Here is an 18,223-nt window from a genome sequence, read left to right on the forward strand (position 1 = left end):
TCTTCTCATGAGCGATAGTCTCGCGGTTGCGCCGGGCGAGGTCGAGCTGACCGCCGTGCGCGCGCAGGGCGCGGGCGGCCAGAACGTCAACAAGGTGTCGAGCGCCATTCACCTGCGCTTCGACATTCGCGCGTCGTCGCTGCCCGAGCACATCAAGACGCGTCTGCTCGCGCTCACCGACAGCCGCGTGACGCGCGATGGTGTCATCGTCATCAAGGCGCAGGAGCATCGCACGCAGGACATGAATCGCGCGGCGGCGCTGGCGCGTCTCGACGAACTCATTCGCAGCGTGAGCGTCACCCGGCGCAAACGCGTCGCGACGAAGCCGACGCGCGCATCGCAGGTTCGGCGAGTGGAAGGCAAAGTGAAACGCGGCGCGGTGAAGGCGGGGCGCGGACGCGTGCGCGACGAATAGAGCGAGCGAAGCGAGCGCAACGACCCGATCGAGCAGAACAGCCTACCGCGCCAGCGACTTCCGCCCGACAAACGGCACGCGCTTGAGGACACCCGTCGCCAGCGCCGTTCCCGCGAGCACGACCGCGCAGCCTTCCATCATCGCGAGCGACACGTGTTCGCCCAGAAACAGCGCGCCCCACAGAATGCCGAAGAGCGGAATGACGAAAGTGACCGTCATCGCGCGAGCCGGGCCCGCCGATGCCACGAGCCCAAAGTACAGAAAATACGCGATGCCCGTGCAGCACACGCCGAGCGCGATCACCGCTTCCCAGGCATGCAACGAAATCGGCGTCGCGGGCCACGTCATCGCGGCGATCGGCGCGAGCGCGATGGTCGCGCCGATCATGCTGCCGGCCGCGTTCGTGGTCGCGTCGACATCCATCAGATATTGCTTCGCGAAGTTGCCCGCCACGCCGTAGAGCGCCGATGCCGCCAGCGCCGCCGCCGCAGCCAGCAGCCCGCGCAGCGGCAGCGCCGACGCGCCTCCGTCCTGCGCGCCCTGCGTCGCGATCTGGTTCCACACGAGCAGCAGCACGCCCGCGAAGCCGATCGCCATGCCGATCGTGCGCATCGTCGTCAGCCGGTCCTTGAGCCACACGTAGGCGACGAGCGCGCCCCAGAGCGGCGTCGTCGCGTTGATGACGGACGTCGCGCCCGCCGACAGCGTCAGTTCGGCGAACGCGAAGAGGCAGAAGGGCGCCGCTGAATTAAGAATGCCGACGACGAAGAGCGGCACCGCGCGCCTGCGCATCGTCGAGAGCGTGTCGGTCCACGGGCGGCGCGCGAGCAGCATCGCGACGAGAAACAGCGCGCCGATGCCCACGCGCACGGCCATGAGCGGCGCGACGCCGAATTCGGCGACACCCACGCGGATGAACAGGAACGACGCGCCCCACATGGCGGCCAGGACGACTAATTGAAACAAATTGACGATGGACATGACGATTGCGGACTTCAGCCTGCTTGTGAAAGTCCGCGCATGTTACACCGCGCCGCGCGCCATGCAGCCTTCGCCGAATGAGACGGCAAGAAGCAGAAAGCACGCCCCGCGTCCGGCGCGGGGCGCGAGGTCCGTCAATGCGGCGGAATCATCCAGGTGAGCACGTTCTGCTGCAGCCAGACGAGCACGCCGAGAATGACGGTGAGCAGGATCGAATGCTTGAAGGTGCGCGCGAAGACGAGCCCTTCCTTGCCCTTGAGATCGGTTGTCGCGACGCCCGTCGAGATGTTCTGCGGCGAGATCATCTTGCCCATCACGCCGCCGGACGAGTTGGTCCCCGCCATCAGCACGGGATTGAGATTGAGCTGGTGCGCCGCGACCACTTGCAGGTTGCCGAATAGCGCATTGCCCGACGTATCGCTGCCCGAGAGAAACACCGCGACCCAGCCGAGAAACGCGGACACGAGCGGGAACAGCGGTCCCACCGACGCCACGCCGAGCCCCAGCGTGTAGTTCATGCCCGAGTAATTCATCAGATAGGCGAGGCCGACGATAGTCGCCACCGTCAGAATCGCGATGCGCGTCTGCACCCACGTATCGACGATGGCCGCGCCGAATTCACGCGCCGGCAGCTTGACGAGCGCGGCCGTGATGATCGCCGCGACGAGAATGGCCGTGCCCGTCGCGAGCGGCTGGAAGTCCCAGATCGCGCCGTACGGCTGGTTGTACAGCGTGATGTAGACGGCCTTGTCGAGCCCCGGCCACGCGACCTTGACATCGCCGATCAGGAAGATTTTCGCGATCGTCCACACGATCACGACGACCGAGACGACGATCCACGGCAGCCAGCCTTGCCCGCCCGAAACCGCGGCGCGCGTTCCGCTCACGCGGTCGACGTTCACCGCGAAGCGTTCGTCGGGCGCGGGTTTCCAGACACGCAGAAACGCGATGGTCAGAATCAGCGAGATCAGCGACGAGAGCACGTCCGTCAGCGCATAGCTGATGAAGTTCGACGTGACGAACTGCGTCAGCGCAAACGCGCCGCCGGAGACGAGCAGCACCGGCCACACGCGCAGCATGTTGCGAAAGCCCGCGTACACCGCGATCACGTAGAACGGCAGACAGAACGCGAAAAGCGGCAACTGGCGGCCGACCATCTTCGCGAGCGCGTCGGTCGGCAGGTGCGTGACCGCGCCGAGCACGGTGATCGGCACGCCCAGCGCGCCGAAGGCCACCGGCGCCGTGTTGAAGATCAGCGTGAAGGTGAGGGCTTCGAGCGTCGGGAAGCCGAGCAGGATCAGGAGCGAACTCGTGATGGCGATCGGCGTGCCGAACCCGGAGATGCCTTCCAGCAGCGCGCCGAACGAAAAGCCGATGACGACGAGCACGATGCGCCGGTCGTTCGGCAGGTTATCAACCATCCACAGGCGAAAGGCTTCGAATCGCCCGGATCGTTGCGCGACGTTATAGAGCAGGATCGCCGCGAACACGATCCACATCACCGGCCAGAGCGCGAAGACCGCGCCCGCCGCGACCGAATTCAGCGCGAGCCCGACGGGGAAGTGCCAGCCCGCGATCGCGATGACGAGCCCGGCGATCAGTCCGGCGAGCGACGCCTGCCACGCGGGGCGACGCGCCCAGCCGAGCAGCACCAGCACGATGATGATCGGCAGCGCCGCGACGATGAACGACAGCGCCAGCGAATTGGCGATCGGGGTGAGTAGCTGATGGAACATCGAGTCTCCTTTTTCTCTTGTTGGCGAAGCGGCGGCCGCCGCCGCCATGCGTGCAGAGTTCGATGTTCAGTCGCCGGCGCAGACGACGCGCGCCGTCTTAAGCGCCGGCGTAACACGCCCACTAAGAATATGTGACAGGCAAACCGCGTCAAGCGGTGAAAGCCCGCGTACGCGGGCGTTTTTCGCGAGCCGTCAGCCGTGGATCATCATCCTTCGACGGCTGCGGCGGTTGCCGCCGTTGCGCCGCTGTCGCGGTTCGTGGGCGGACTCTGACGGAACACCCAAACGGTGAGCAGCGCGATAGAGGCGAGCATCCACAGCAAGAAAAACACAAAGGCCATCATGTCCTGTTCCCCGAGAACTGAAGTGAGCGACGGCTTGCGCGCCATCGCATCGCGGCAAATAGGGACAGTGGATAGCTAGAACCGTGCCAATCGTCTGGCGAAATCCGCCAAAGCCTTGTCGGAAAACGAAAGTGGCATAGCGCACCGGAGCGCCAATATCGTCCGCTGAGCGCGCGGCATCGAAAAATGTTTCAGGAACGTTACGGCATGCCGAATGAGGCGCGGTATCGCGCCGATTCTTGTAACGGAAACGAACACGCGCGGGGCATTCTGCGGACTTAGTGGCGTCCGCCCCCGTGACCGCCGCCGTATCCGTGGCCGCCATATCCGCCTTGCCACGTACCGCCGCCGTGCCAGCCTCCGCCGCCGTGCCAGCCACCGCCGTGGTGCCAGCCGTATCCGTGACCCCAGCAGCATCCGCCGCCGCCCCAGTAGCCGAAGCCGACGGCGATGCTCGGATAGCCGTACCCGTAGTACGCCGGGTACGGATACGCATAGGGATACGGATACCCGTACGCCGGATACGCGCCGTAATAGTCGGCGTAAGGCCACACGGCCGAGTACGGCACCTGTTCAGTCGAGTAGATCGTGCCGGTCCCCGGCACCGCCGACGCGCCCGATGCGCCCTGCGCCGGCAACGCGAACTCGCGCTGCGCGTACACGGCGCTGACGGTCGGGTAGGAGCCAGCCGGATAGTCGGGATAGGGGTAATAACACCCGCTGACGAGCAATCCCGCAGCGAGCGCGCCGAGGGCGCTCCGTACAGGGCTGAGGCGTGCGCAGATCATGATGCTGCTCCTTGGCGTGGCCTTCTGAACGCTTCGGGTTCAGTGGTCTCGCAGAACCGGGACGGGTCCGTTAAAAGGAGCTTAGTCGATCGATGCATGGCGCGTTGCGCGCGCCCTGTGAGGGACGATGGCCGGAATCGCTTCCTGTAACAGACATGAAACACCGCGCGGCGCGGCGCCACGCGCCGCACGCCCACGCGCTACCGCTTACTTGCCGACCTGATTGCCGATCACCCCGCCGACGGCCGCGCCGCCCAAGGTCGAAAGCGCGCTGCCGCCGATCACGGCCCCGCCCGCTGCGCCGACGCCCGCGCCGATCGCGGTGTCGCGCTGACGCGTCGACATGCTGTCGCAGCCGGTCAGGCCGGCGAAAAAAGCTACGAGCATTGCTGCGGCGCCGATTTGTTTAATGTTTTTCATGTCGACTCTCCAGTGTTGATGGAATGAATCGGCTGCGGCGCGACTTTCCGGACGAAATGCATGGTCCGGCGCGCGTGCCGCGTTTTTTCGCCGGTTCGTTCGATACGCAGCAGGAAAGATGCCCGAATCGTCTGAATCGACGTGAGCGCCGTGCCAGACAAGGCTCACAGCACGAAGCGCACAAGCGAAACGGCCTGCCGCACTTGCCGCGCGACAGGCCGTTCCGGGTCAGGCTTTCAGTCCGTCAGAGACAGCGCATCATCACGTCGGCTGATAGATTTCCGCGCCTTTCTTCACGAACTCGATGGCCTTCGTCTGCATGCCGTGTGTGAGCGCGTCGGTTTCGCTCACGCCTTGCTTCGCGGCGAAGTCGCGCACGTCCTGCGTGATTTTCATCGAGCAGAAGTGCGGGCCGCACATCGAACAGAAGTGCGCGACCTTGGCCGAATCCTTCGGCAGCGTCTCGTCGTGGAATTCGCGCGCCTTGTCCGGGTCGAGACCGAGGTTGAACTGGTCTTCCCAGCGGAACTCGAAGCGCGCCTTCGAAAGCGCGTTGTCCCGCACCTGCGCGCCGGGATGGCCCTTCGCCAGATCCGCCGCGTGTGCCGCGAGTTTGTACGTGATGATGCCTTCCTTCACGTCGTCCTTGTTCGGCAAGCCCAGGTGCTCCTTCGGCGTGACGTAGCAGAGCATCGCGGTGCCGAACCAGCCGATCATCGCGGCGCCGATGCCCGACGTGATGTGGTCGTAACCCGGCGCGATGTCGGTGGTGAGCGGCCCGAGCGTGTAGAAGGGCGCCTCGTCGCACCATTGCAGCTGCAGGTCCATGTTCTCCTTGATGAGCTGCATCGGCACGTGGCCGGGGCCTTCGATCATCACCTGAACGTCGTGCTTCCACGCGACTTGCGTCAGTTCGCCGAGCGTCTTCAGTTCGCCGAGTTGCGCTTCGTCGTTGGCGTCGTAGATGGAGCCGGGGCGCAGGCCGTCGCCGAGCGAGAACGAGACATCGTATTGCTTCATGATTTCGCAGATGTCTTCGAAGTGCTCGTAGATAAAGCTCTCCTTGTGATGCGCGAGGCACCACTTCGCCATGATGGAGCCGCCGCGCGACACGATGCCCGTCATGCGGTTCGCCGTCAGCGGCACGTATTGCAGGCGCACGCCGGCGTGGATCGTGAAGTAGTCGACGCCTTGCTCCGCCTGCTCGATCAGCGTGTCGCGGAAAATTTCCCACGTCAGGTCCTCGGCTTTGCCGTTGACCTTTTCGAGCGCCTGATAGATCGGCACCGTGCCGATCGGCACCGGCGAGTTGCGGATGATCCACTCGCGCGTCTCGTGGATGTGCTTGCCGGTCGACAGGTCCATCACCGTGTCGCCGCCCCAGCGGATCGCCCACGTCATCTTGTCGACTTCCTCGCCGATGGACGAGCTCACCGCCGAATTGCCGATGTTCGCGTTGATCTTCACGAGGAAGTTGCGTCCGATGATCATCGGCTCGCTTTCCGGGTGGTTGATGTTCGCGGGGATGATCGCCCGGCCGCGCGCCACTTCATCGCGCACGAACTCGGGCGTGATTTCCTTGAGCGCGTCCTTGCCGAAGGCCGCCGCGCCGAACGCCTGGCCGGGATGCTGACGGCCCATCATCTGCGCGAGTTTTTCGCCGTTCGGGCCGCTCTTTCGCAGGCTTTCGAGATATTCGGCGCGGCGCTGGTTCTCGCGGATCGCGATGTATTCCATCTCCGGCGTGATGATGCCCGCGCGCGCGTAGTGCATCTGCGTGACGTTCTTGCCCGCGACGGCGCGGCGCGGCTTGCGATGCAGGCCGGGAAAGCGCAATTCGGCCGTCTTCGGGTCGGCGGCGCGCTCGCGGCCGAATTCGCTCGACAGGCCCGCGAGTTCTTCCGTGTCGCCGCGCTGTTCGATCCAGCCGGCGCGCAGCGCGGGCAGTCCCGAGCGAATGTCGATTGTCGCATCCGGATCGGTGTACGGACCCGACGTGTCGTACACATACACCGGCGGATTCTTCTCGCCGCCGAAGCCGTCGGGCGTGTCCGACTGCGTGATTTCGCGCATCGGCACGCGAATGTCCGGCGTCGAGCCGGTCACGTAGACCTTGCGCGAGTTCGGCAGCGGCGCGATAGCGGCGGCGTCGACGACGGCGTTTTCCGACAGAAACTTGGGATTGGCATTCATGTGCTGTCTCTCCTGTGGGACGTTTTGACATGCGAGCGTTGCCGCGCTCGGCTGACTCAGGAGCTAAACAGGGAGGAACGAGACGGAAAGGTACGGGTTCGAAGAAGTGGTCTGATGCGGCGCAACCGGTCGAACCCGAACGCTTCCCTGCGCTGGCATTATCCAGATCAGGTTCAAAGGGTATTTCTCACCCACGCCGCACGAGGCGCTTGCGCTCGATGACACCGGCCGCAATCGCGATGCGCAACGCAGGACCCCCGCGTTAGCAGCCGCCACATTACACCGCACCGTGGCGTGTTGGCAACCATCCGAAAATTGGTTTGGCGATTCGTCGTTCGCGCGGGGCGCTTACTGCATAATGTCGCTCGCCGCGGCCTGCGTGTTTTCCCTGATCAGGCGCCGCGGCCGCAATCGATGCCCCGCGTTGCCCGCTGTTCTGCGTTGGCACGCGCGTTCGCACTCCAACCGTTTTGCCATGCCGTCCTGTTTCGTTTGTCCCGACGCGTCCTTCGCCCGTTCAGTTGCCGTCCGCAGGATCGGGTAACGCATGTCTAATCTGTCGCCCAGGCTGCCGCGCCTGCCGTTCGCCCTCCCCGACCGTTTTCCGTTTCGCGCGCCGCGTTCGCACAAGGGGCAAGTCGCGCTCGCGCTGGCCGTCGTCTATGTCGTGTGGGGATCGACGTATCTCGCCGTGCATCTGTCGCTCGCGTCGTTTCCGCCGCTCTTGCTCTCCGGCTTGCGCAATCTGTTCGCGGGCATCGGCCTCTTCGTGCTCGCGGCGCGCCGCAAACCCGTCTGGCCGACGATGGCGGAAGTGCGCAACGCCGCGCTCGTCGGCACGCTGCTCGTCGGCTTGTCGAGCGGGATGCTCGCCTACGGCATGCGGACCGTCGAGACGGGAACCGCCGCCGTCATGGTCGCCACCGTCCCGCTTTTCGCGACGATCATTGCCGCGCTCACGGGCCGGCGCATCGCGAAGGGCGAGTGGGTCGCGGTCGGGCTGGGGCTCGTCGGCATCGTGTTGCTCAACCACGGCGACTCGTCGTCCGGCTCGACGGCCGGCAGCATCGCCATTCTCTGCGGCGCAATCTTCTGGGCGGGCGGCGCGCATCTCGCGAGCCGCGTGAAGCTGCCGTCGGACCTCTTCATGTCGACGGCGCTGCAGATCGGCCTCGGCGGTTCCATTTCGACGACGGTCGCCTTGCTGTCCGGCGAGCGGCTGTCGAGCATCGGCTTCGTGCCGGGGCTGTCGTTTCTCTATTTGATGCTGGTCGGAACGATGGCCGCGTACGTCGCGTACGGCTTTCTGATACGGCATACGAGCCCGATTATCGCGAGCAGTTGCATGTACGTGAATCCGGTCGTGGCCGTGCTGCTCGGCGCGCTCTTGCTCGGCGAAGTCATCACGCGCTGGACCGTCATCGCGACGGTTGTCATTTTGTTGAGCGTGGGGCTTTCGTTTTGGTTTGATTATCGAAGGCGGGGGTTGGTTTGATCGCCTTCGGTTCCTGCGTTTTCCGTTCTTGCCGTTCGTAAGCAAGACGCCTCGCGACGCGGCGTGACGCTGCCTTCCGGCAATGCGCTGTCGCAGGTCGCGCCTGACAAGATTCGCGTGCTGATCGCGCCGGGCGGCAACACGCAGACGGCGGCGCTGGAGTTGCCGGGTACGCAGTAAGCGACATTCGCCAACTACAAAACGACAAACCTGCCCGAGTAACCGGGCGGGTTCGTTCGCGAGCACAAAAAAATCCCGCCGCGCAAGGCGGCGGGACGACACGAACGACGCTTGCTTCCTGACTGCTCTTCGGCTTACTTATGCTCTTCCGCCGAGTTCGAAATAGCCTGACCGCCCTTCGAGATGTCCTGGCCCGCGCCCGAGACGGTGTTGCAGCCTGCCAGCGCAGCGGTGCCCGCGATCAGCAGCAAAGCGATGATTCGAGTCATGTTCAATCCCCTTGAAGTGAAGTGTCTGGATTGGCCGCTGCTCGTTCGTTGGGCCTCACCGGTGTAAATAATCTTAAAAAAGCGCCCGAGCGCGCGCTGTAGGTACGCATGTGTTTTTTTTGTCGGCGGACTCCGCAATTCGCGTCGGCATCGTCCTACGCGGCGGCGCGCGCCGGCGCGACTGTCGTATCGCCGTGCACGCGCTCGCGCGGCATCGACACGCGAATGCTCGTCCCGTGCGGCATCACGCGTTCGATCTCGAAGCGCCCGCCGCGCGCCGACACGCGCTGCCGCATGCCGACGAGTCCGTGCGTCTGCGTGCGCTTCAAATCCTGCGGCCTGATGCCGATGCCGTCGTCGGCGATATTGAGCGCGACGTTCGCCGCATCGAGCGTGAGCGCGATGCGGATGCGGCTCGCGTGCGCGTATTTCGCGGCGTTCGTCAGCGTCTCCTGAGCCACGCGAAAGAGCGCGATCTCGATGGCTTCGCCGAGCTTCACGTCGTCGTCCGGCAGGTCGGCCTCGACGGTCCAGCCGTTGCGCTGGGCGGCTTCATCGGCGAGCGAGCGCAGCGCGGTCACGAGACCGAAGTTCGCAAGCACGGTCGGCCGCATGTCTTCGATGATGCGCCGCTTCAGCGCGATGCCCTGATCCAGATTGCCGATCGCGCGCGACAGTTTCTCGGCCATCGCGGGCTCGGATTCCCGCAGCTTGCCGCGCACCCACGCGACGTCCATCTTGCTCGCGGTCAGGATCGAGCCGAGTTCGTCGTGCAGTTCGCGGGCGAGCGTCGTTTTCTCGTCCTCGCTGACCGATTGCAAATGCCACGCGAGCGCCTCGAGTTGTCGCGTGCGATCGAAAACGAGCCGATCCAGTTCTTCCTGCTGCGTGATGAGCGCCTTCTGCACGCGATCCTGTTTGTCGAGCTGAATGCCTAGATTGCGGAACAGCAGCAGAAACAACACGATGTTGAGCGCGCACAGGGCGGCGACGCACAGCGTCGAGATGCGCTGGTCGGCGCGGCTCGCGTCGAGCGCGTGCTGCGCGCGCTGTTCTTCGTTCAGGCGCAGCAGCGAGAGGGCGGCATCGAGTGTCGTGTCGTTGGCGGCGGATGCATCGGAAGACGCCGTCCGCTCGATCGCGTCGTTCGCCGCCACGCGGATCTGCGCGAAGCTCGCGAGTGCGGTGTCGTCGCCGATGCGGCGATAGTAGGCGTCGAGCGTGGCGAGGGCGCGGCGCACGTGCGCGGCCGTCCCTTCGAACTGCGCCTTGTAGGCGGCGTCCGGCTTCAGCGCGAAGGTTTGGCCCTGAGCCGACAGCGTCGCGATGTCCGCCGCGAGCGCGGAAAGCTGGGCGGTCGCACTCTTGGCGTCGAGCGCGGTTTCGTATTCGGCGGCGATCCGCATCCGCCCCGACTCCAGAATCACGAGCCCGCCGACGGTGATGACGATGGCGACCGTCATCGCGACGGCCCAGCTATAGCGATGCATCCATTCGTTGAGGCGGTTGATGCGCGCGAAGCCGGCGCGGGTCGCGGGAGTCGTCGCGGTGTCGGACGCGGGCGGGGCGTCGTGTTGCGCGATGCCGGGCAGCGCGGCGTGAGGCAGGTGGCTCATGGCGTGGTTCTCGGGCGGCGACGAGGCAGATGGCCGCTTCGCGCAGCCGATTTGAAAGCGAATGTCGGTGGATTCTCACAGCAAAAAAGGAGCCAGCCCGAATGCGCGCGGGACAGCGCGCGGCTAGCATGAGTGCGTCATCCATTCCTACGGGGAGCGATCATGCTGAGATGGGCTTTGTTTTTCGCGATCGTCGCTGTGATCGCCGGTCTTCTGGGCTTCACGGGCATTGCCGCGGGCGCCGCGACCATCGCCAAGTTCCTGTTCGTACTGTTCCTGATCTTGTGCGTCGTGTTTCTCGTGCTCGGGTTCGTCATCACCAAGAAAGCGGTCGATTAGCGGGGCTGGCCTGCCACGCGCGATCGCCACGCCGGGCGAGCGCCTGCCGCCACGCCCGGCCCGACCTTAGAACAATCACGAGGAGGGTCCCGTGCTTCATTACGCAGCCGTTTTCTTCGTCATCGCGATCATCGCGGCGGTGTTCGGCTTTACCGGCATCGCAGCCGGCGCCGCTGAAATCGCGAAGATCCTGTTCTATATTTTCCTCGTCGTGTTCGTCGTGACGCTGCTGCTCGGTGTCTTCAGGACGTGACGTCGCTTTCACGTCGTGCCCTTGCTCGCTGATCGCGCACGAGCGTGGCGAGCGGGCACGGCCCGTGCATCGGAGACGATGATCGAATAGCGGAACGCTATGAAGCCATAGGGCGGATTCGCTCGAGACATCCGTCAAATCCCCATTTCACAGGAGCAATTACATGTCCAATTCGTCTGCTGTAACGACCGCGCCGGGCCAGTCCACGGACGCTTTCGTCCTCGATGTGGAAAAAATCCGGAACGACGCGCGGCAGCACATGGACGAAGGCCCGGTCACGGCGACCTACGCCGCCGACCGCGAGACCGTGCTCAAGCTGCTCAACGACGCGCTCGCGACCGAATGGGTCTGCACGCTGCGTTACAAGCGCCACTATTTCATGGCGAAGGGCATTCACTCGGAAGCCGTCGCGAAGGAATTCGCCGAGCACGCGACCGAAGAGCAGGAACACGCCGACATGCTCGCCGAGCGCATCGTGCAGCTGGGCGGCTCGCCGGACTTCGCGCCGGACAGCCTGAAGTCGCGCTCGCATTCGGAGTACAAGGAAGGCGCCGATCTGATCGACATGATTCGCGAGAACCTGATCGCCGAGCGCATCGCGATCGACACGTACCGCGAGATCATTCGCTATCTCGGCGACAAGGACGTCACGACGCGCCGCATCTTCGAGGAGATTCTCGCCGTCGAGGAAGAGCACGCGGACGACATGGCCGACCTGCTGGAAGGCCGCAACGGTTGAGCGTGACAAGCCTGCGCGGTGCGAGCGCCGCCGCGCATGGCTTTCACGCCGGCCTCGGTAGAATCACCGTTTTCATTTAAAGCAGCGCGGACGGCGTGAATGATTCGAGTCTTGATAGCCGACGATCATGCGATCGTGCGCAGCGGGTTCAGGCAGTTCGTCGCCGACGAGCCGGACATGGAAGTGGCGGCGGAAGCATCGACGGGCGATGAAACCATCGCGCTCGTGCGCGAGACGGCGTTCGACGTGGTGCTGCTCGACATCGCCATGCCGGACAAGAACGGCGTGGACACCCTGCGCGTCATCAAGCAAATTCGGCCGCAGCAGGGCGTGCTGATGCTGTCGGGCTTTCCCGAGAGCCAGTACGCCATCAATCTGCTGAGAGCGGGCGCGAACGGCTATTTGAACAAGGACGCCGCGCCGGACGAGATCGTGCGCGCCATCCGCACGGTCGCGCGCGGGCATCGCTATCTGTCCGAATTCATCGCGGATGCGCTCGCCGACAAGCTCGACAAACCCGCCGCCGAGCGGCCGCACGAGATGCTCTCGGAGCGCGAATTCCAGATTTTCTGCAAGCTCGCGGGCGGCCGGATTCCGACGGAAATCGCGCAGGAACTGCATCTTTCGGTGAAGACGGTGAGCACGTACCGGGCGCGCGTGCTGGAGAAGATGCGGCTGTCGAACAACGCCGATCTGACCTATTACGCGATCAAGAACGGCTTGATCGAATAGTGCTTGCGGAGGATGCCCGCTGTGGGCGACCACATCATCACCGACGATTCGACACAGCAGCCTGAGCCGCGCGGTGGGCCGCTCGCGGTGCTGCTGATCGAGGATTCGCCGCTGATCCGGCGCAGTCTCACCGAAGCGATCGAGGCGCTCGGCCCGTGGCGCGTGACCGCTTTCGCCGATGCCCCCGAAGAGGCCATCGCGCTTTTGTCGTCGCAGCGGTTCGACGCGGTCATCGTCGATCTGCAACTCAAGCGCGGTTCCGGTATCGACGTGCTCGCGTGGCTCAAGAACGCCGATCGGTCGGGCGTGGCGGATGCGGCTTTTGTCGTGGTGCTGACCAATCATGCGCTGCCGGCGTATCGCGAGCGGTGCCTGCAATACGGCGCGCGGCACTTCTTCGACAAGTCGCTGGAGTTCGATCGCGTGCTCGATGCGTTGTACGACTATGCGCGGGAGCGGGTGTGAGGGTGCTCGTGGCGGCTTGGCTTGAGAAGCAATGAGCCGGCGCTCGACCCGCGCCAAGTGGTCGTGCGACGTTCGCGGCTTGCTTCACGCCTCGCAACCTGAGAGGCAACCAGGATTGCTCGACACGTCTATACGTACGCGCACAACTGCAGCTCGTCCCTTGCGGACGTGAAAGCGAATCAGCCGCTGCTCGACCCGCCTAAGCGAACCCACACCCGTCGCGGCTCGCCTCACTCCTCGCAGACGTGACAGGCAACCAACCGGCGCTCGACCCGCATGAGCGGAGGGCCCGTTGCCGCCCGCCTCACTCCTCACGCACTTGAGACGAAACCAGCCGCCGCTCGCGGCCCCGCCAGTGACTGAAGCCGGCGAGCCCGGTCGCGGCCAGCCCGATCAGACAGACGCCAGTCCATCCCATCGCGTGCCACGCGAGCGACGCGAGCGCCGAGCCCGCCGCGCCGCCGATGAAGTACGCGACCATGTAGACCGTGTTCACGCGGCTGCGCGCCTCGGGCTTCAGCGCGTAGATGCGCGACTGATTCGAAATCTGCGCGGCCTGCACGCCGATATCCAACACGATCACCCCGACGACCAGCCCCGCGATGCTGTGGGCCGACAGGGCGAATATCACGAACGACAACGCGACGAGTCCAATGGACAGCGAAATCACCGCACGCGGTCCGCGCTTGTCCGCCGATTTCCCCGCGAGCGGCGCGGCGAGCGCGCCCGCCGCGCCGACGATGCCGAAAAGTCCGGCAGCCTGCGGCCCCATGTGGAACGGCTCGCCCGCGAGCAGCAGCGTGAGCAGCGACCAGAACGCGCTGAAGCCAGCGAAGAGCGCGCCGCCCGTCAACGCGGCTTCGCGCAGGCCGGGATTCTCAACGGTGAGATGCCACATCGACACGAGCAGCTTGCCGTAAGGCAGCGTCGATGTCGGACGGCTCTTCGGCAGCCGCATCATCACGACAATGGCGAGCGCGATCGTCGCCGCCACCGATGCGCCGAACACCGCGCGCCAGCCGAAGTATTGCGCGACGAATCCGGACACCGTGCGCGCGAGCAGGATGCCGAGCAAGAGACCGCTCATCACCGTGCCGACTGCGTGACCGCGCTCGGCCGTCGGCGCGAGTTCGGCGGAGAAGGGCACGGCCTGCTGCGCGATGGTCGATACGACGCCGATCGCGAGACTTGCCGCGATCAGCACCGCGAGCGTCGGCGCGGCGGTCGCGACGACGAGCGAGACGCCCAGCGCCGCGAGCTGCAGCAGGATCAGCATGCGCCGGTCGAAGCGGTCGCCGAGCGGCGCGAGCACGAGCATGCCGAGCGCATAGCCCAACTGCGTCGCGGTAGGCACGGCGCCGATCAGATAGGCGTTCTGCGGAAACGACGCGCGGAAGTCGCCGAGCAGCGGCTGGTTGAAGTAGATATTGGCGACCGATACGCCCGCGATGGTCGCGAGCAGCCAGAGCGTGGCACGCGAATAGTGAGGATGCGGCTCGGGCGTATGCGCGTGGGACGATGAATGAGGCGGCTGATGCGATTGCGCGGACATGAGTTCGTTCCGTCGGACGGCGGGAAGGCGGCGTTCGGCCAGCCGCCGATCATACTGGAGACGCGCGACGTTTGCTGGAGCCGCCGGCAGGCTCGCGAGCGTTCCCTGCGAGTCATGCCGCGTGTCACTCGTCCTCGTTATCGTCCGCTGCGGCCTTCGGGATGAGTTTCGAGGGCGCGAGCCATTGGAACCCCGTGAGCGTCGTTTCGCTGAACGTACATTCGGCTGCGGCGGGCACGTCCGTCTTCTTCGTCGCGGGCGGCTTCGGCGGCGTCGCGATGACGCCGCGCACGACCACGCGCGAACCCTGGAACGCGGCGCCCGAACCGGTGATCTTCAGCGGCGCGCTCGCCGCATCCGGATACTCCGCGCGCACCCGCTCCTTGCACGTTTCGACGTTGCGGTAGTAGGACGTGCAGCCCGCCATCAATACGAGCGGAAGCGAGAAGACGAGAAGCAGGCGAGAGCGAATGTTCATCGATGATGTCGGTCGATGCCCGGCGCGGCGCGCGCATCGGAGCGTGAGGTGATTGTGCGGCGAAGCTTTATAACATGCGCGGGCGGTGCGCCTGGCGCGATCGTCGCGCGGGAACGCGGGGCGGCTCGTTGGGCGAGCCGGCACGGTAGCACAATAGGCGAATGGCGGCCGTCATGCGAAAGGACATCGAAGTCGGGGGCCACGTGCCCGCCCTCGACGCGTGGCCGAATCCGCCGTCCGGCGAAACTTACGCGGTTTGCGTGCGCGTGACGCGCCCGGACGAACGGCTGCTCCACGATTCGACGCTCGCCAGGACTCCGGCGAAACGACGGGCGATCACGGCGCGTTCGTGACAGTTGCAGAAGCGATCGCGCAAGGCGAGGCGTGGGGCGGGCATAACGGACCACGGGCTCGAACGGCGCATCTGAGACGGTCGGAGATCCGCCTCAGGCTAGGCGGGCGTTCCCAAACGCGGCGTCGCGGGCGCCCGCACCATGCAACGACGTCAGGACGCTAATTCCAGATCGGGCAATTGCCAGGTCTTGTCGTAGAGCGGCTTGCTCGGTCCATAGAAGCGAAACAGAATCTCGAATGGGACGTCGGCGCGCGTCGGGATCCAGTTGGCTTCCTTACCCGCTGGCGCCTGCGGGCCGAAGTAGACGTCCACGGAGCCGTCGGCGTTCTTTTGCAGGCTCGCGTCGTTCGATGCCCGGCTCGACCATGCGGTGTCGCGCACGAGCGCGTGCGTCGCGCGATCGTAGACCGTCGCGGACCAGTACTGATCCACGGGCGCGTTCGCCGGCACGTGCAGGCGGTAGCTGCGCGCGCCGTTCAGCACTTGCCCGTCGCGGTCACGGGCCGTCGCCAGATAGAACTGACCGGCGCCGAGCACCTTGGCGCTAAAGAAGCCGATGGTGTAGGTCATGCCTCGCGCGTCCACCGGATACTGGTCCGGATCGGCGAAGTTGTCGCCGAGCCCCTTCACGAGTGCCGGCGAAACAGGGAGCGCCCAGTGCGTGCCCTGAAAGTAGGGATGCGCGAACTGCGCGTCGTACTGCATGTCGAGCCAGTCGTGCGCCTCCTTGGCGGCGGCGCGCAGGGCCGCCAGCGTGTCCTCGTCCGGCTTGAACGGCCGGCCTTTTTCGATGCCGATGGTCTTCAGCGTGTCGATCATGGCCTTGTCGCGCGTCAGCCACGGCTCGGTTTGCACGATGCGGTTGAGCGACTCGAAGAAGCGTTCGTCGTAAGGAATCGTGGAATCAAAAACCGCCTCGTTCGCGTCGATGAACACCGTCGCCGCAGGCGCGGCGGCTTCTTTCAACGGATAGAGCCGCACGCGCTTGCCGTATTCGACGGCCTTCGCGATGTCGGCGGCGCTGCGGCCCGCGAAATTCGAGCGAAGCAGCGCAAAGCCGCTGTAGGTGCTCGAGCGCAACACGATGTATCCGCTGGGCACTTTGCCGGTGTAGCCCGGCGGCAGGATGAGATAGCGGCCGCCTTTGCCCTTGTCGGCGCCTGCCGGACCGACGTCCTCGAGCGCGGTCTGCCATGCGTCGTCGATGGAGCCGACGATCGTGCCGCCGCCTTGCGCCGGAATTTCCAGCACGACGGGGCCGGCCTTGCTCGTGTCGAAGAACGGCATGACATAGATCGTGTCGGGGTTCGGCGTGAGCGTCTGGTTCTTCCAGCTCGCCGGCTTCGACCAGTAGACGATCTTGTTGCTGCCCGTCCCGACGCCAGGCAGACGGGACATCGCCTGCACCATCAGGTCGTAGTTGACGGCGGACATGCCCCAGATGACCGCTTCGACGCCGCGCCGCTCGATGGCCCGCACCTGCAGGTTCATGACCGCGGCGGCGGCGTTCAGGCTCAGCGCGCCCGTCAGCAAGGCCGCGACGAGTTTTCGCCGGATATTCTTGGTTTCCATTGTCTGCTCCATGTCGTTGTGTAACGCGTTCCACTTTAGCGGCGAGGCCGCGAACGCAATGCAAAAATTCGTCGCCTACTGAACCGGTCGAGGGGTTGGGAACGTCCAGGCGCCGCTCAGTATTTCAGCGCGCGGACGATACAGCCGCACCCAATACGTCCAATTCGGCGGCGTCGGCAGGCAGTTCGGGATCACGCCGTCGCAGCCGCCGAACTGGACGGTCACGGAGCCGTCCGCGTTCTTCTTCGCGGTGACGTCGTTGACCGAGTACGCGTCGTACGCGTTCTTCTCCAGACGGCCTTGCGCGTTGTACATGGTGATGGACCAGAACGCATCGACGGGTACGTCCTTGACCGTCAGCCGGAAGACTTTCGTGCCGTCGTTTCCGGGCGGCGTGACGGTGAGATACGTCGCGTCCTTGTCCGGATTCCCGCCCCAGCCGGAAGCCGATCCGATCAGGTGACGTACCGGATCGACCTCGCCACGCGAGCCGAACATTCCGTGCGTATCGGGCAGCGTGGTCGCGAGCGCGAGCAGGGCGTCGCGCACCTTCGTCCGGCTGGCGGCGTCCCACGCGGGAACTTCGAATTGGCCTGCGCTCGCCTGCTCGGTGCGGATCGCGTCCTGCAACGCATGCGCTTTCGCGAGATCGGCCGGGCTGTTGGGATCGGCGAATACGCGCACGCCGAGCATCACGTAACGCGTGCCCACGTGCTGACGGTCGAAGGTGTAGCGGCCCGCGCCATAATGAACGCCCGCGACGTAGTGATCCTGGTCGATGGCCATGAGCGACATGAACCTCGTGCCCGGATCGGGCAGGCTGATCGTCACCGGACCTGCATCGAGATCGAAGACCGCAGCCGAGTAGAGGGTATCGCGGTTGGTGCGCACGACCACTTGCGAATCGGCGGACGCGGGGGCGCGACGGTGGTCGAACCGGCCGAGACCTTGGGCCCGCTCGACCGCCTGACGGAAATAAAGATCGGTCTCCGCACGGTTGAAGTTGTCCGCCGTCACGGGTTTCGGCGCCTCTTGCGCATGCGCGACAGTGAGGAATGCCAAGTAAAAAAGTGTCGCGAAAAGTGTAGATTTGACGCTCACTGAAGTCTCCTTGTGGCGTGGGAACGCAGTTGTACTTGTTTTCGAGTTCGTGTGATGAACACACGGCGCAGGGCTGGTGCCGGGGACCGGACTCGAACCGGCAAGCCGTTAGGCGGCGGATTTTAAGTCCGCTATGTTTACCAATTTCATCACCCCGGCAGGGCGGACGCGATTCTACCATTGCGCCGGGCCCCGCCAAA

Annotated in this window: 20 protein-coding genes, 1 tRNA gene and 1 riboswitch; of the genes, 8 read left to right on the plus strand and 13 right to left on the minus strand. The window is 65.1% G+C overall.

Annotation, left to right across the window (positions count from 1 at the left end; all coding sequences use genetic code 11):
* Positions 1-7: 7 nt before the first annotated feature.
* A complete protein-coding gene (gene arfB / locus GV035_RS14355; RefSeq protein ID WP_159835727.1) occupies positions 8-415 on the plus strand; it encodes an alternative ribosome rescue aminoacyl-tRNA hydrolase ArfB in 408 nt (135 codons plus the stop codon).
* 42 nt (positions 416-457) lie between these two features.
* On the opposite strand, the gene GV035_RS14360 is transcribed toward arfB, so the two are convergent.
* From GV035_RS14360 to thiC, 6 genes are all read right to left on the minus strand, one after another.
* A complete protein-coding gene (locus tag GV035_RS14360; RefSeq protein ID WP_159835728.1) occupies positions 458-1,396 on the minus strand; it encodes a DMT family transporter in 939 nt (312 codons plus the stop codon).
* A gap of 134 nt (positions 1,397-1,530) precedes the next feature.
* Complete coding sequence (locus tag GV035_RS14365; RefSeq protein ID WP_159835729.1) at positions 1,531-3,132, minus strand: L-lactate permease; 1,602 nt, start codon at positions 3,130-3,132, stop codon at positions 1,531-1,533.
* A 206-nt stretch (positions 3,133-3,338) separates the two neighbouring features.
* Positions 3,339-3,521: a hypothetical protein gene (locus tag GV035_RS14370; RefSeq protein WP_159835730.1), complete on the minus strand. Its 183-nt coding sequence runs from the start codon at positions 3,519-3,521 to the stop codon at positions 3,339-3,341.
* A 233-nt stretch (positions 3,522-3,754) separates the two neighbouring features.
* Positions 3,755-4,264 (minus strand): hypothetical protein, encoded by a 510-nt coding sequence (locus GV035_RS14375; protein WP_159835731.1) that lies wholly within the window; start codon positions 4,262-4,264, stop codon positions 3,755-3,757.
* A gap of 207 nt (positions 4,265-4,471) precedes the next feature.
* The gene (locus tag GV035_RS14380) at positions 4,472-4,684 is read right to left on the minus strand and encodes a glycine zipper 2TM domain-containing protein (protein WP_159835732.1); all 213 of its coding nucleotides are present in this window, start codon (positions 4,682-4,684) and stop codon (positions 4,472-4,474) included.
* Positions 4,685-4,945: 261 nt separating this feature from the next.
* A complete protein-coding gene (thiC, locus tag GV035_RS14385; RefSeq protein ID WP_159835733.1) occupies positions 4,946-6,877 on the minus strand; it encodes a phosphomethylpyrimidine synthase ThiC in 1,932 nt (643 codons plus the stop codon).
* A 126-nt stretch (positions 6,878-7,003) separates the two neighbouring features.
* Positions 7,004-7,146, minus strand: a riboswitch (TPP riboswitch).
* Positions 7,147-7,424: 278 nt separating this feature from the next.
* On the opposite strand from thiC, the gene GV035_RS14390 reads away from it, so the two are divergent.
* On the plus strand, positions 7,425-8,372 hold the full coding sequence (locus GV035_RS14390; RefSeq protein ID WP_159835734.1) for an EamA family transporter: 948 nt from the start codon (positions 7,425-7,427) through the stop codon (positions 8,370-8,372).
* 314 nt (positions 8,373-8,686) lie between these two features.
* On the opposite strand, the gene GV035_RS14400 is transcribed toward GV035_RS14390, so the two are convergent.
* Both GV035_RS14400 and GV035_RS14405 read right to left on the minus strand, forming a co-directional pair.
* Positions 8,687-8,821 (minus strand): entericidin A/B family lipoprotein, encoded by a 135-nt coding sequence (locus GV035_RS14400; protein ID WP_159835735.1) that lies wholly within the window; start codon positions 8,819-8,821, stop codon positions 8,687-8,689.
* Between the two features lie 155 nt (positions 8,822-8,976).
* Positions 8,977-10,437 (minus strand): sensor histidine kinase, encoded by a 1,461-nt coding sequence (locus GV035_RS14405; RefSeq protein ID WP_159835736.1) that lies wholly within the window; start codon positions 10,435-10,437, stop codon positions 8,977-8,979.
* Between the two features lie 162 nt (positions 10,438-10,599).
* On the opposite strand from GV035_RS14405, the gene GV035_RS14410 reads away from it, so the two are divergent.
* The 5 genes from GV035_RS14410 to GV035_RS14430 all read left to right on the plus strand — a co-directional run bounded on the left by GV035_RS14410 (position 10,600) and on the right by GV035_RS14430 (position 12,965).
* On the plus strand, positions 10,600-10,776 hold the full coding sequence (locus GV035_RS14410; protein ID WP_159835737.1) for a DUF1328 domain-containing protein: 177 nt from the start codon (positions 10,600-10,602) through the stop codon (positions 10,774-10,776).
* A gap of 91 nt (positions 10,777-10,867) precedes the next feature.
* Complete coding sequence (locus GV035_RS14415) at positions 10,868-11,029, plus strand: DUF1328 domain-containing protein (RefSeq protein ID WP_040048814.1); 162 nt, start codon at positions 10,868-10,870, stop codon at positions 11,027-11,029.
* A 163-nt stretch (positions 11,030-11,192) separates the two neighbouring features.
* A complete protein-coding gene (locus tag GV035_RS14420; RefSeq protein ID WP_159835738.1) occupies positions 11,193-11,768 on the plus strand; it encodes a ferritin-like domain-containing protein in 576 nt (191 codons plus the stop codon).
* A gap of 99 nt (positions 11,769-11,867) precedes the next feature.
* Entirely contained in the window at positions 11,868-12,500 is a 633-nt protein-coding gene (locus GV035_RS14425) for a response regulator (protein WP_159835739.1), read from the plus strand.
* A 21-nt stretch (positions 12,501-12,521) separates the two neighbouring features.
* Positions 12,522-12,965 (plus strand): response regulator, encoded by a 444-nt coding sequence (locus GV035_RS14430; RefSeq protein WP_236572607.1) that lies wholly within the window; start codon positions 12,522-12,524, stop codon positions 12,963-12,965.
* A 304-nt stretch (positions 12,966-13,269) separates the two neighbouring features.
* On the opposite strand, the gene GV035_RS14435 is transcribed toward GV035_RS14430, so the two are convergent.
* Positions 13,270-14,517: an MFS transporter gene (locus GV035_RS14435; RefSeq protein WP_159835741.1), complete on the minus strand. Its 1,248-nt coding sequence runs from the start codon at positions 14,515-14,517 to the stop codon at positions 13,270-13,272.
* A gap of 124 nt (positions 14,518-14,641) precedes the next feature.
* Positions 14,642-14,995 (minus strand): hypothetical protein, encoded by a 354-nt coding sequence (locus tag GV035_RS14440; protein ID WP_159835742.1) that lies wholly within the window; start codon positions 14,993-14,995, stop codon positions 14,642-14,644.
* A 173-nt stretch (positions 14,996-15,168) separates the two neighbouring features.
* On the opposite strand from GV035_RS14440, the gene GV035_RS14445 reads away from it, so the two are divergent.
* A complete protein-coding gene (locus GV035_RS14445) occupies positions 15,169-15,348 on the plus strand; it encodes a hypothetical protein (protein WP_201303976.1) in 180 nt (59 codons plus the stop codon).
* A gap of 152 nt (positions 15,349-15,500) precedes the next feature.
* Here the strand turns inward: GV035_RS14445 and GV035_RS14450 are convergent, their stop codons facing one another.
* From GV035_RS14450 to GV035_RS14460, 3 genes are all read right to left on the minus strand, one after another.
* Positions 15,501-16,922, minus strand: coding sequence for a DUF1254 domain-containing protein (locus tag GV035_RS14450; RefSeq protein ID WP_159835743.1), 1,422 nt, complete (start codon positions 16,920-16,922; stop codon positions 15,501-15,503).
* A 75-nt stretch (positions 16,923-16,997) separates the two neighbouring features.
* Positions 16,998-18,023: a DUF1254 domain-containing protein gene (locus tag GV035_RS14455; RefSeq protein WP_201303977.1), complete on the minus strand. Its 1,026-nt coding sequence runs from the start codon at positions 18,021-18,023 to the stop codon at positions 16,998-17,000.
* Between the two features lie 74 nt (positions 18,024-18,097).
* Positions 18,098-18,182, minus strand: a tRNA-Leu gene (locus GV035_RS14460).
* Positions 18,183-18,223 lie beyond the last annotated feature (41 nt).

The organism is Burkholderia sp. 8Y (assembly GCF_902506145.1).
Classification (GTDB): domain Bacteria; phylum Pseudomonadota; class Gammaproteobacteria; order Burkholderiales; family Burkholderiaceae; genus Caballeronia.

Coding starts and splice junctions, on each gene's coding strand:
- arfB (WP_159835727.1), top strand. CDS start 8: ATGAGCGATAGTCTCGCGGTTGCGCCGGGCGAGGTCGAGCTGACCGCC.
- GV035_RS14360 (WP_159835728.1), bottom strand. CDS start 1,396: ATGTCCATCGTCAATTTGTTTCAATTAGTCGTCCTGGCCGCCATGTGG.
- GV035_RS14365 (WP_159835729.1), bottom strand. CDS start 3,132: ATGTTCCATCAGCTACTCACCCCGATCGCCAATTCGCTGGCGCTGTCG.
- GV035_RS14370 (WP_159835730.1), bottom strand. CDS start 3,521: ATGGCGCGCAAGCCGTCGCTCACTTCAGTTCTCGGGGAACAGGACATG.
- GV035_RS14375 (WP_159835731.1), bottom strand. CDS start 4,264: ATGATCTGCGCACGCCTCAGCCCTGTACGGAGCGCCCTCGGCGCGCTC.
- GV035_RS14380 (WP_159835732.1), bottom strand. CDS start 4,684: ATGAAAAACATTAAACAAATCGGCGCCGCAGCAATGCTCGTAGCTTTT.
- thiC (WP_159835733.1), bottom strand. CDS start 6,877: ATGAATGCCAATCCCAAGTTTCTGTCGGAAAACGCCGTCGTCGACGCC.
- GV035_RS14390 (WP_159835734.1), top strand. CDS start 7,425: ATGTCTAATCTGTCGCCCAGGCTGCCGCGCCTGCCGTTCGCCCTCCCC.
- GV035_RS14400 (WP_159835735.1), bottom strand. CDS start 8,821: ATGACTCGAATCATCGCTTTGCTGCTGATCGCGGGCACCGCTGCGCTG.
- GV035_RS14405 (WP_159835736.1), bottom strand. CDS start 10,437: ATGAGCCACCTGCCTCACGCCGCGCTGCCCGGCATCGCGCAACACGAC.
- GV035_RS14410 (WP_159835737.1), top strand. CDS start 10,600: ATGCTGAGATGGGCTTTGTTTTTCGCGATCGTCGCTGTGATCGCCGGT.
- GV035_RS14420 (WP_159835738.1), top strand. CDS start 11,193: ATGTCCAATTCGTCTGCTGTAACGACCGCGCCGGGCCAGTCCACGGAC.
- GV035_RS14425 (WP_159835739.1), top strand. CDS start 11,868: ATGATTCGAGTCTTGATAGCCGACGATCATGCGATCGTGCGCAGCGGG.
- GV035_RS14435 (WP_159835741.1), bottom strand. CDS start 14,517: ATGTCCGCGCAATCGCATCAGCCGCCTCATTCATCGTCCCACGCGCAT.
- GV035_RS14440 (WP_159835742.1), bottom strand. CDS start 14,995: ATGAACATTCGCTCTCGCCTGCTTCTCGTCTTCTCGCTTCCGCTCGTA.
- GV035_RS14445 (WP_201303976.1), top strand. CDS start 15,169: ATGCGAAAGGACATCGAAGTCGGGGGCCACGTGCCCGCCCTCGACGCG.
- GV035_RS14450 (WP_159835743.1), bottom strand. CDS start 16,922: ATGGAAACCAAGAATATCCGGCGAAAACTCGTCGCGGCCTTGCTGACG.